At 38.1% G+C, this 11,776-nt stretch carries 13 protein-coding genes; 11 read left to right on the top strand and 2 right to left on the bottom strand.

Going from position 1 to position 11,776, the window contains the following annotated elements; genetic code table 11:
- Positions 1-15 precede the first annotated feature (15 nt).
- From ND6B_RS01935 to ND6B_RS01955, 5 genes are all read left to right on the top strand, one after another.
- Complete coding sequence (locus ND6B_RS01935; protein ID WP_033104256.1) at positions 16-1,194, top strand: response regulator; 1,179 nt, start codon at positions 16-18, stop codon at positions 1,192-1,194.
- A 65-nt stretch (positions 1,195-1,259) separates the two neighbouring features.
- The gene (locus ND6B_RS01940) at positions 1,260-2,015 is read left to right on the top strand and encodes a class I SAM-dependent methyltransferase (protein ID WP_033104255.1); all 756 of its coding nucleotides are present in this window, start codon (positions 1,260-1,262) and stop codon (positions 2,013-2,015) included.
- Between the two features lie 201 nt (positions 2,016-2,216).
- Positions 2,217-2,882 (top strand): TnsA endonuclease N-terminal domain-containing protein, encoded by a 666-nt coding sequence (locus ND6B_RS01945; RefSeq protein ID WP_235420579.1) that lies wholly within the window; start codon positions 2,217-2,219, stop codon positions 2,880-2,882.
- Positions 2,879-4,744 carry a Mu transposase C-terminal domain-containing protein gene (locus ND6B_RS01950; protein ID WP_033104254.1) on the top strand — a complete coding sequence of 622 codons (1,866 nt, stop codon included), beginning with the start codon at positions 2,879-2,881 and terminating at the stop codon, positions 4,742-4,744. The genes ND6B_RS01945 and ND6B_RS01950 overlap by 4 nt, the downstream gene beginning before the upstream one ends.
- Positions 4,741-5,742, top strand: coding sequence for a TniB family NTP-binding protein (locus ND6B_RS01955; RefSeq protein ID WP_033104253.1), 1,002 nt, complete (start codon positions 4,741-4,743; stop codon positions 5,740-5,742). Before ND6B_RS01950 ends, ND6B_RS01955 begins: the two co-directional genes overlap by 4 nt.
- A 202-nt stretch (positions 5,743-5,944) precedes the next feature.
- Here ND6B_RS01955 and ND6B_RS01960 read toward each other — a convergent pair whose 3' ends face one another.
- Positions 5,945-6,682 carry a hypothetical protein gene (locus ND6B_RS01960; protein ID WP_033104252.1) on the bottom strand — a complete coding sequence of 246 codons (738 nt, stop codon included), beginning with the start codon at positions 6,680-6,682 and terminating at the stop codon, positions 5,945-5,947.
- Positions 6,682-7,011 carry a hypothetical protein gene (locus ND6B_RS01965; RefSeq protein WP_033104251.1) on the bottom strand — a complete coding sequence of 110 codons (330 nt, stop codon included), beginning with the start codon at positions 7,009-7,011 and terminating at the stop codon, positions 6,682-6,684. Before ND6B_RS01965 ends, ND6B_RS01960 begins: the two co-directional genes overlap by 1 nt.
- A gap of 185 nt (positions 7,012-7,196) precedes the next feature.
- Here ND6B_RS01965 and ND6B_RS01970 point away from each other — a divergent pair, with 185 nt between their 5' ends.
- From ND6B_RS01970 to ND6B_RS01995, 6 genes are all read left to right on the top strand, one after another.
- Positions 7,197-8,030, top strand: coding sequence for a tyrosine-type recombinase/integrase (locus ND6B_RS01970; protein WP_033104250.1), 834 nt, complete (start codon positions 7,197-7,199; stop codon positions 8,028-8,030).
- Positions 8,027-9,115, top strand: a complete 1,089-nt coding sequence (locus ND6B_RS01975) for an IS91 family transposase (protein ID WP_033104249.1) — start codon at positions 8,027-8,029, stop codon at positions 9,113-9,115. Before ND6B_RS01970 ends, ND6B_RS01975 begins: the two co-directional genes overlap by 4 nt.
- Before the next feature lie 335 nt (positions 9,116-9,450).
- On the top strand, positions 9,451-9,783 hold the full coding sequence (locus ND6B_RS01980) for a hypothetical protein (protein WP_033104248.1): 333 nt from the start codon (positions 9,451-9,453) through the stop codon (positions 9,781-9,783).
- 123 nt (positions 9,784-9,906) lie between these two features.
- Entirely contained in the window at positions 9,907-10,941 is a 1,035-nt protein-coding gene (locus tag ND6B_RS01985; RefSeq protein WP_152333070.1) for a hypothetical protein, read from the top strand.
- Positions 10,942-11,100: 159 nt separating this feature from the next.
- Positions 11,101-11,346 carry a hypothetical protein gene (locus tag ND6B_RS01990; RefSeq protein WP_033104246.1) on the top strand — a complete coding sequence of 82 codons (246 nt, stop codon included), beginning with the start codon at positions 11,101-11,103 and terminating at the stop codon, positions 11,344-11,346.
- Positions 11,347-11,380: 34 nt separating this feature from the next.
- The coding region (locus ND6B_RS01995) for a transposase (protein WP_033102530.1) at positions 11,381-11,776 on the top strand (396 nt) is incomplete at its 3' end.

Here is an 11,776-nt window from a genome sequence, read left to right as displayed (position 1 = left end):
AAAAGGGACTAACGCATGGCAAAGTTAATACTGGCAATTGATGACGATAAATTAATGCACCATATTATTGAAGAGTCTTTAGCTGGGTTTTGTAAAGTGCTCCATGCCAAAAATGGTGAAGATGGCATAAGACAAGCAAATAAGTATAACCCCGATATTATTTTGCTTGATGTTGAAATGCCAGGAATGTCTGGTTATGAAGTCTGCCAAAGTATTAAACAAAATAAAGCCACAACAGATATTCCGGTAATGTTTTTATCATCCAAAGTGGGACAGGCCGAACGTATTAAAGGGTTTAGTGTTGGTGGGGCTGACTACATTTTAAAGCCTTTTAACGCACAGGAGCTGATGGCACGTATTAAAATTCTTTATCAGTACCGCAAGCAATGCGCAGCACTGCAGTATGATATAGCAAAGGCCAATAAAACAGCTGAAATGGCGATGATTGAAACCGGTGACATGGGACGCATTATGCGCTTTGTTTGTCAAAGCTACCATGCTGATAATTTAGAACTATTAAGTGAATACTTTTTAGGCTTTTTTACGCCATTACATCTCAATGTCGTGGTTGTTTTTTGGCAAAATAACCAGGGAGTGTTTTATAGCCAAGAGACGGGCGTATGCCCATTAGAGCAAGAGCTACTCATGCAGCATAAAAATGCAGAGCGCTTTGTTGATATTGGTCATAGTACTATTATTAATTACCCTAATATTTCACTGTTAATTAAAAATATGCCAATAGATACGCCATCACTGTATGGTCGCTATAAAGATTTATTTCCGCATATTTTAGAAGTAACTAACGAAAAAGTAGTTACTATACAGCAGCACCAATATCGACTAATGCGCGACAATGAGCTCACCCTTGCTTTTAAAGATATTGTTGCCCAGCTTAAAAATCAAAACGCCATGCAAACGAATGCGATTAGCCAGCTTACAGAGCAGCTCGAGCAACTCCAATCGTTAATGCAAACACAAAATGACTTACCAGCTTCGCAGCTCAATGAGCAAATAACTCAGCTTAGCCATACATCACAGCAGCTGGTTGCAACCACGAATGATTTAGCCTTTATTAAGCACCAACTAAAAACAACTACTCAACAGCGTGATGACTTAATTACTCAAACACAACTAAGTAAACAACAAGCGCAGCCAGAACCTGAGAGCGAAAATAACGATATTGAGTTGTTTTAAACTAGAGATCGTATATTGGCTTTGTTTGGGTATAATAACGGTGAAATTTATCATCGGAGTGTGAAGTGGTTATACAGTGTGCGTTTAAAGAGTGTCGACCTTATTTAAATGAGTTAGAAGCACGCTTTGGGCTTGCTCAATGGGCAGAGCAAAGCAGTGGTTTTAGCTTGCATTACGATGATAAAGGACTAAGCCTGTATAAAACTGACGAGCCAAAATTAGGTGCTATTAACGTAGACTTTATAACTGGTGCCGTTGCACATAGGCGTAAATTTGGTGGTGGTAAAGGGCAATCAATTGCCAAAGCCGTTGGTCTTAATAAGGGCGCAACGCCAGTGGTACTCGATGCCACAGCAGGCCTTGGACGCGACGGTTTTGTGTTAGCCTCATTAGGCTGTAAAGTAATTTTACATGAGCGCCACCCCGTGGTTGCTGCACTGTTATATGATGGCTTACAACGTGCTTATAACGATAGTGAAATTGGCCCATGGATGCAGCAAAATATGAGCTTAATATTTGGCTCAAGCCATACCTTACTTGCTCAATGTGACAGCATGCCCGATGTGGTGTATTTAGATCCTATGTTTCCGCACCGTGAAAAATCAGCATTGGTTAAAAAAGAAATGCGCGTATTCCAAGAGTTAGTAGGTGGCGATACCGACGCCGATGATTTACTCGAGTTTGCCTACCCCCTTGCCAGTAAGCGTGTAGTAGTGAAACGCCCCGATTACGCACCATTTTTAAATGATAAAACCCCGAGTATGCAAATCAAAACCAAGAAAAACCGCTTTGATGTGTATGTAAAAGCCGCGATGATTTAGGTTAAAGGTTAAAGGTTAAAGGTTAAAGGTGTCGCTGAAACCATAGTTTGTCATAATACAACCATACCGTGACATAATTAAACCATACTTTGACATAAAAACCAATTTAAAAGTGAGGTTTAAAAATTAAGTTTAGTATAATCAATAGCTTGTTATTTTATTTAACCATAGAGTGACATAGTTATTTTTTGTTTGTATAGTATGCGTACTAAATTAATGAAAATGGTTATTTTACTCATGTATATACGCAACTTAAGAAAGCCTTCTCCGAATAAAAATGTATTCAAATTTGCTAGCACTAAAGTTAGTAATGTAATTATGTGTGAAAGTACATTAGAGTTTGATGTATGTTTTCATCATGAATATAACGACTTGATAGAGAGCTTTGGAAGTCAGCCTGAAGGCTTTAAATATGAGTTTATGGGTAAAACCTTACCTTACACACCAGATACACTTATTTCATATACAGATAAAACCCAAAAATACCACGAATATAAACCCTACTCAAAAATCACTTCTCCATTATTTAGAGCAAAGTTTGCTGCCAAAAGGGCTGCATCATTAAAAATGGGAATTGATCTTATCCTCGTGACTGATAGACAAATTAGGGTAAACCCAATATTAAACAACTTAAAATTATTACACCGATATTCAGGTGTTTACGGTATAAGTAGCATTCAAAATGAGTTGCTCAGTTTCATTCATAAGTCAGGGGCTATTAAGCTAAATGATATAAGCTCTCAGGTTGGTTTACCTATTGGTGAAACACGATCCTTCGTCTTTGGGCTAATGCATAAAGGGCTGATTGAAGCTGACCTAGGGCATGATAATTTAACTAATAATCCAACTTTATGGGCTAGACTATGACTGACTTTTTTAATGAGTTTGATGGATCACTAACTCCATTAAAGCCACAAACACCCAAACAATATGTCAAATTAGATGATGCCAACTTAATCAAGCGTGATTTGGATACCTTTCCAGATACCTTTAAAAACCAAGCGCTACAAAGGTATAAGCTAATTAGTTCTATAGATAAAAAACTTTCACGTGGGTGGACCCAACGAAATTTAGATCCTATTTTAGATGAGCTTTTTAAAGGGTGTGAGGAAATTCGGCCAAACTGGCGAACTGTTGCTCGTTGGCGTAAAAAATACATCGAAAGCAACGGTGATATTGCCTCCCTTGCTGATAAAAACCATAAAATGGGAAACAGAAGCAACCGTATAGAAGGGGATGATAAGTTTTTTGATAAAGCATTAGAACGATTTTTAGATGCTAAAAGACCTACTGTAGCAACTGCATATCAGTACTATAAAGACCTTATTGTTATTGAAAATGAGAGCATTGTTGAAGGCAAGATTCCAATAATATCCTATAATGCCTTTAATAAAAGAATCAAAGCAATACCCCCATATGCAGTAGCGGTCGCAAGGCATGGTAAATTTAAAGCAGATCAATGGTTTGCTTACTGCGCTGCGCATGTACCCCCTACAAGAATATTAGAGCGTGTAGAGATTGATCATACACCACTTGATTTAATCCTACTTGATGATGAGTTACTTATCCCTATAGGAAGACCTTACCTAACATTACTTATTGATGTATTTAGTGGCTGTGTTCTTGGTTTTCATCTTAGCTATAAATCTCCTTCATATGTATCTGCGGCTAAGGCTATTACTCATGCGATTAAGCCAAAGTCTCTTGATGCTCTGAATATAGAACTACAAAATGATTGGCCTTGCTTTGGTAAATTTGAAAATTTAGTTGTAGATAATGGTGCTGAGTTTTGGTCTAAAAACCTAGAGCATGCTTGTCAGTCAGCAGGAGTAAATATCCAATATAACCCTGTACGCAAGCCTTGGCTCAAACCATTTATAGAGCGTTTTTTTGGGGTGATTAATGAATATTTCTTACCTGAATTACCAGGGAAGACATTTTCAAATATTTTAGAAAAAGAAGAATATAAACCTGAGAAAGATGCAATTATGCGCTTCTCAACTTTTGTTGAAGAATTTCACCGGTGGATCGTGGATGTATATCATCAAGATAGTAATTCACGTGAAACTCGAATCCCAATTAAACGTTGGCAACAAGGGTTTGATGCATACCCCCCTTTAACTATGAGTGAAGAAGAAGAAGCGCGCTTTGATATGTTAATGCGCATCTCCGACTCAAGAACTTTAACGAGAAATGGTATTAAATATCAAGAGTTAATGTATGACTCAACAGCTTTGGCTGATTATCGTAAACATTATCCACAAACAAAAGAAACTATAAAAAAACTTATTAAAGTTGATCCTGATGATATTTCAAAAATTTATGTTTACTTAGAAGAGCTGGAAAGCTACCTAGAAGTACCGTGTACAGACCCTACCGGCTATACGGACGGGTTAAGTATCTATGAACATAAAACAATAAAAAAAATTAACAGGGAAATCATTCGGGAGTCTAAAGATAGTTTGGGCTTAGCTAAAGCACGCATGGCTATTCATGAGCGAGTAAGACAAGAGCAAGAAGCTTTCATTGAATCAAAAACTAAAGCAAAAATTACAACTGTCAAAAAGCAAGCTCAAATAGCTGATGTAAGCAATACAGGAACGGGCACTATTAAGGTTTCTGAAGAAAGTGCAGCCCCTGTACAAAAAAATATAAGTAACGATATTTTTGATGATTGGGATGATGATTGGGATGATGATTGGGATGATGACTTAGAGGCATTTGAATGAATGCCTTAACAGAATTGCAGATCGAACAGTTGCGCAACTTTAGCGATTGCATTGTTATGCACTCTCAAATCAAAACAATTTTTAATGACTTTGATGAGCTGAGATTAAACCGTATATTTCAGTCAGACCAGCAGTGTATGCTATTAATTGGTGATACAGGCGTAGGAAAAAGCCATACCATTAATCACTACAAAAAAAGAGTTCTAGCTACACAGAATTATAGCCGAAATACTATGCCAGTCTTAATAAGTCGTATATCTAGGGGGAAAGGCTTAGATGCAACTTTAATCCAAATGCTGGCAGATCTGGAGCTATTTGGAAGTAGCCAAATTAAAAAGCGAGGCTACAAAACAGACCTAACTAAAAAGCTTGTAGAAAGCTTAATTAAAGCTCAAGTTGAGTTACTCATCATTAATGAGTTTCAGGAGTTAATAGAGTTTAAAAGCATACAAGAGCGGCAACAAATCGCAAATGGGTTAAAGTTTATTAGTGAAGAAGCCAAAGTGCCAATAGTACTGGTTGGTATGCCTTGGGCTGCAACAATAGCTGAAGAACCACAATGGGCTTCTCGCTTAGTTAGAAAAAGAAAACTTGAATACTTTAGCTTAAAAAATGATAGCAAGTACTTTCGTCAATATTTAATGGGGCTAGCTAAGAAAATGCCATTTGATGAGCCTCCTAAGCTTGAAAGTAAAAATACCACAATAGCGTTGTTTGCTGCATGTCGAGGTGAGAATCGAGCTCTTAAACATCTACTGTTGGAGGCTTTAAAATTAGCATTGAGTTGTAACGAGTATCTTGAAAATAAACATTTTATAACTGCTTATGAAAAGTTTGATTTTTTTAATGACAAAGAGCCATTGGAGTTAAAAAACCCTTTTGAACAAGATGCTAAAGATATTGTTATTTATGAAGTAATTAAAAGCTCATCTTACAACCCTAATGCATTAGATCCTGAACATATGCTCACAGGTCGTAAATTCGCAATACTAAAGTAAGCTGTACTAGCCTAAGGTCTATTAAGGTGCTGGAAAACAGGAAAAGCTTATGATGAATCAAAATATTTAAAAGCACTAAAAGAGAAAGGTTCTCCTCTTTTAGTGGTAGAAAAAGCTTGTTGAGTGCCTCAGGGCGTGATGCGGACATTGATAACGCCGCATTCAGCGGCTTGTCCGCTGCAATGCTTTGTTATGCGAATTTTTAATCCGCCACACGAGCTTTAATCCTTTGAATCACTTGATCGCGGAACTTGCCATGTCCATGCGTTGCTCTCGGATGGGCAATTCTAAAGCATGTAGCATTACCTGCCTCAAACTCCCAGAATTTACCAGAAATCACCTCTTTATTTTTATATCCAGAAAAGTTTTCATTGAATAATTGCTTTATTATGGGGTCAATGCCAACAAAGCCAGCCGCAAAGATTACAACATCAGGCTGAAAGTGCTTTATCTGTGCTGCAAGAAGCTTTTTAGATATTGATGTTACTTCTTCAAGCTCATTTTTCGGGCGTGTTCTAGGGCTTTTCTTATCGTAGTCCCACGCAAATATATTCCCATAGACAATAGACTTAGGGCTAACGTCTAGCTCCTTCGCCAAACGAAAAAAGTATTGTTTAAAACGACTTCGAGTTTTTGTTATAACTTTTCCTTCCTTGGATACCGGAAGATGTTTTTTGTAGCGCCCAGTTGCTTCGCATAAAAGTTCAAAAACCTTATCTTCTTCGACGAACTCAGCCACTCTGCTTATTTTATTTTTTTTGTTATCAGTATTCCAGCCTGCAGTCTCTCGACCAACCAACATGATTTTTAAACTTGAACTCCAGTACTCATTAAATGGAACTGGTAAAAACACACCAGAGTATTTGTCCTCTTCAAGATTGAACAAGCCAACATTAACATCTCTCAATATCGTTGCGTAATCATTAAACAATGCATCCATTAAGAAAGCTCCGTAGAGCCATCAGGGAGCCATTCAATATTCAAGCTACCATCACCAAAACGAACGACACCTTCCTTTTTCGGTAGTTCATTACATTGACCCCGATACTCAATAAAATTATCAAGCAATTCAATCAGGTGAACCTTGAATCCTGATTCAGTAGCCTGCTCAAAAATATCGTCTTCAATCGTCCAACGAGTGCCGCTCAAGCGAGATTCATTATCTTCCGCACAGAAAAGCACTTCACCGTTTGATTTCACAATCTCAGGATACTGCTTGGCAAGCAAGGCAAGACGGGTAGGTTCAAAGGTTTGATCATATTTTGGCATCTTTTTTCCTTTTACTCGTTATTCTTTCAGCTTGCGTCGTAGAAACGCATAACATTTTAGTATTTATGCGGCACGCTGTTTGTGTTGCATAATCGCTTGTTGGACTGAGCCGCTACGCGGAGATCCTATTCTTATCATTTGAGCCACACTTACCTTGGGGTTATCCCATAACTTGGAGGTAAGTCATGAATACACTCATTGAACAAGTCAAAACTGAAATAGCCTATCGAGGTTATTCGCAAAGTACATGTAAAAGCTACTGTGAACATTTACTAAAACTCAGTCATTATTTTAATAAACCGCTCGATTCGATTACTGATGAGGAACTTAACGCCTTTTTTAACGATCCTGCGATTCGTAAACTTTCTAGAGCAAGCCAAAAAATACAGATAAACAGTATTTGGTTCTTGTTTAAGAATATTTTACATCGGCCACTTAACTTAGATATTGTACTGCCAAAAGTAAAACTTCGCGCACCCACGTATTTATCGCGCGATGACATGCGACGGCTTATAGAAAGTTGCACCGATATGCGACTAAAAACGTTAATAGTGGTGTGTTACGGGTGTGGCTTACGTATTAATGAACTGCTACGCATTAAAGTGCAAGATATCGATGGACAGCGTAAAACTATTTTAATTGAACAGGGTAAAGGGGATAAATCACGCTATGTGGTTGTATCAGATAGCGTGCTGGCTCAATTACGTTGTTATTGGAAAATGTATCACCCAACAGGTTGGATGTTCTATTCACGGTTATTAATGGATAAACCTATGTCAGCATCAACCTTCAGGAAGCCATTGAGAAAACATGCACAAGCGTGTGGCTTAAAGCACTGTAATCCACATACTTTACGCCATGCTTATGCAACACACCAACTTGAATCAGGTATGCCACTTCATCAACTGCAACATCAGCTTGGCCACAGTGATATTAAAACCACACAAAGTTACTTACATTGGTTACCAGAGTTAGGTCATGGCGGCATTGATTTGCTTGCGAGCTGGAGTAAACAATGAACGCCTTACACCTCGCTGATATTTTAAACTCAAGCCTTGAGAGTTATCACCAACATCATACGGTGAGTTATCAACAACTGCGCGTGTGTCAGCACCTTCAATCATGCAGAACGGGTCAGCTCGGTTATCAAGCATGGCAATGTGATAGCTGTGGGGAGTCGCAAAAGATTGGATGTAGTTGTCGAGACCGTCATTGCCCGCGTTGCCAAGGCATGGCTACGGCTAAATGGGTGCAAAAACAGCAGGAGGATTTATTACCATGTAGGTATTTCCACCTTGTTTTTACACTCCCGCATGAGTTGAATATCATTGCGCACTACAACCCAAACGCGTTGTATCAGTGTTTATTCAAAGCCACATGGCAAACGCTGAGTAAATTTGCGAAACGAAAGAGGCATGGTCAGTTAGGCATGACAAGTGTACTGCATACGTGGGGGCAAAACTTAGGTCAGCATATCCATTTACACTGTTTGATACCCGCAGGCGCGCTTGATAAAGCGCACTGGCATGAAATAGAAAAAGGCTATTTATACCCCGTTAAAGCATTATCAACAGTGTTCAGAGGGAAAATGCTGGCGGCGCTCAATGAATGCGATAGTTCATTCGCGAAGGTAAGCACGCCAACCAAATGGTGCGTGTATAGCAAAGCCTGTTTAACGTACAGTGAAAAGCTAGTTAGTTACCTTGCTCGTTATACCCTAAAAGGCGTGATGTCAGAATCGCGATTAGTGTCAGCGACTGAAGAAACAGTGAGCTTTAAATACCGCGATTATGCAGATAACAACCGCGATAAAGTCATGACTCTGAGTTGTGATGAATTTTTACGGCGCTACTTACAACATGTATTGCCCAAAGGGTTTATGCGCATTCGCCACTATGGCTTTTTAGCTAATGCGTGTCGCAAGCGAAAGTTAGCATTAATAAGGTCACAAGAATCACACAGAGGTAAAGTGGAGAAGCTAAAGACAGAAAACGTAACACTGATACCGCATTGGCCTTGCCAGCATTGTAAGGCAGGTATCTTGCGGTTAATTGGCGTATTCCAGTTATATGAAACAAGGACCAAAGTAGAGCGAACGAGTTAGCAGCTAGGTAGCTGCTTAAAATCAATTAGTTAACCTGCTTAACTGCTCAGGCTAGCGGCCTCTGTACGTGTAAAAAATATAATTGCTTATTAAGGCAAATTTAGGTGTAATGAATACATAATAAGCGCTGAGCAATGCAGGGAAAGCTTACATAACACTAGCTAAGCTGATTAAATCAGCTAGAAAAGTGAGAGCCTCCAAAAAGCAAATTCCCATAGCATAAACAACACCAACTCTGACACACCGAGCAGGTAGCGGCTCAGTCCAACAAGCGATTATGCAACACAAACAGCGTGCCGCATAAATACTAAAATGTTAGCCTTACAAGGAGTTTAGTGTTGGAATCAATGTATATTTATATAATTATCGCTTTTATAATTATTTGGTTTATTGAAAATAGAGTCAACTTATCTACTTCCCATAAAGCTTTAATAGAAGACGGAGATAACGTTATAGTTAACCCGACAATGCTGTCTCGATGCTATGGCTTTTCATCTAAAGTCGTTATTAAATCTAATATCACAAAAATTCAACTAGCGGATAATTGTATTAGTTTATTCACTCAAAGTGGAAACGCCATAGATATTTGGTTGCCTAAAAAATCATGTGACAATGTGGTTAATCAGGCTAAGAAGTATTTCGGAAATGCTAGATTGGTAAAAGTGTAAGGCTAACAAGCAATTCAACGTGACACGCAACAGTTGGCCGTGCTCGTGCCTCGCTATTTTAGCCAACTATTACTTAGCCCGTTAATGTGGGCGTTATGTGTTTAAACCCTCATGGAGGTTAAATTGAAAAGTTTTTTATTCATCACTGTACCTATACTTCTAATACTTGGTTGTACAAGTACAACCACGCCGATAAGTAAAAAAAAAGTGGTAATAAACAATACCCCAAATCAAGTTCAGATGGATGAAACACAGGATATTTCATATCAAGAAATTATTACTCGTATTAATGATATTAATACGAGTAATAAAGATAACACTCGAGTAAAAGAAATAATCAAAGACTATAGCTATAACACCAGTGATGACGACAGTAAGAATAGCGCAAGGGTAAAAGCACTCAATCAAGTTAAGGTATTAATATTGGAAGAAATAGGTGTTTTTGTTGAGAGTTATTTAGAAATTAATCAATTCGTTAGCAACCAGAACACTAAAAATGCTTTTCGCCAAGAAATTAAAACAGTAACAGCTGGGATCATAAAGACAAAAATATTAGAAGAAAAATATGATGGGCAATCATTTTACGTTAAAGCTAGTGTCTTAGTTGATCCTGATAGCGTTTCAGAAGGGATCTCAGAGTTATTAAAAATACGGGCGAATAAAGGAGATATTGTCAAATTAGAAAGCCTCCTTATAGAAAAGTCTGAAGAGGTTGATTTAAGAAGTTCTCAAGTTATTAACTTACAGAAAAAACTTGCTACACAAGCTATTATCGAATCCTCGCAAGAACATGAACTATCTAAGATCCGACTTGAATTAAAGAAGGCTGAGACTTTACTTAGGAAATATCAAGCTGAGCATAGAGTCATTGAGAGCCGACTAGATCAAATTAGATCGATAATAAGAAGTAAAACTAATAAGGTTTTAAATTATGTTGAAAGAGGTATGACTCTAAATGAAGTAAGAGAAATGGCTGGTAAAGAAAGATCAACTGGGGATGCTTACCCGGGAGAACGCATGTTTAATTACGGTAACGTTTGGGTTCAAATGGTTAATGGTGTTGTTGGATGTGTCTCTAAATTAAGTTGTGAAAAAACATCATGTAAATATTATGGTAAAAACACAGCATACCCCCCTAGAAGCTGTGTTGTTAAATAAACACATAACAAGCTGTTAAACAAGGACAAAAACAGTTGGTTTTGCTCCTTCGTCGCTAATTTTAACCAACTATTTTGCCTGTTAACAGGGCGTTATGTGCTAAGGCACGGATATACAATCAGGAATTTTATAATAACCAAGGAAACCAAGGAGTAGTAAATGGTTAGAACATTAGTAGCTGCATCAATTCTATTATTAGCTGGCTGCGCGAGCCAACGTCCAGATCTTTCACTGGAAGAGTGGAAGTTAAGGGAGTATAAGAATCACAATAAAGAGGAAGTAATCGCAGCTGCACGAGAAGTTATTCGCCTTTCAGATCCAAGTGATGTCAACTTTGAAAATACTAGGGATGGATTTAATGCAACAAGAACATCACTTGGCTATTACCCCCCTGTGTCAGGATAGTTGTCGCCTCTAACATTTAGCAGAGGCAAATAAAATGAGACGTCAATTTACACAAGAATTTAAAGTTCAAGCTGTTGAAAAAGCATTATCTCAATGTGATGATGTTCGCTTAGAAGATATTGCAGATGATTTAGGTGTCGGTTATTCAACGTTACAACGTTGGATAGCACTGGCAAAAAAGCATCAACTTGAAATACACCAGACGGGTAGCCAAATGACAGCAGAAAAACGACCACAAGACTGGAGTTTAGAAGAAAGGCTCAACGCGGTCATTGAGTGTGGAAGTTTAGATGAAGCCGCCATAAATGAATACTGCCGTAATATAGGGCTTTATCCGCATCATATTCAGCAATGGAAGAAAGACTTAGTAACACCACCTTCAAATAAAACAGTAAAGTCAGACAGTAAACAGCTTAAGCAAGAAATAAAG

Origin of the sequence: Pseudoalteromonas sp. ND6B (genome assembly GCF_000764215.1) — a bacterium.
GTDB classification, from domain to species: Bacteria; Pseudomonadota; Gammaproteobacteria; order Enterobacterales; family Alteromonadaceae; genus Pseudoalteromonas; species Pseudoalteromonas tetraodonis.
This window is presented reverse-complemented; position numbering and strand designations above follow the sequence as displayed.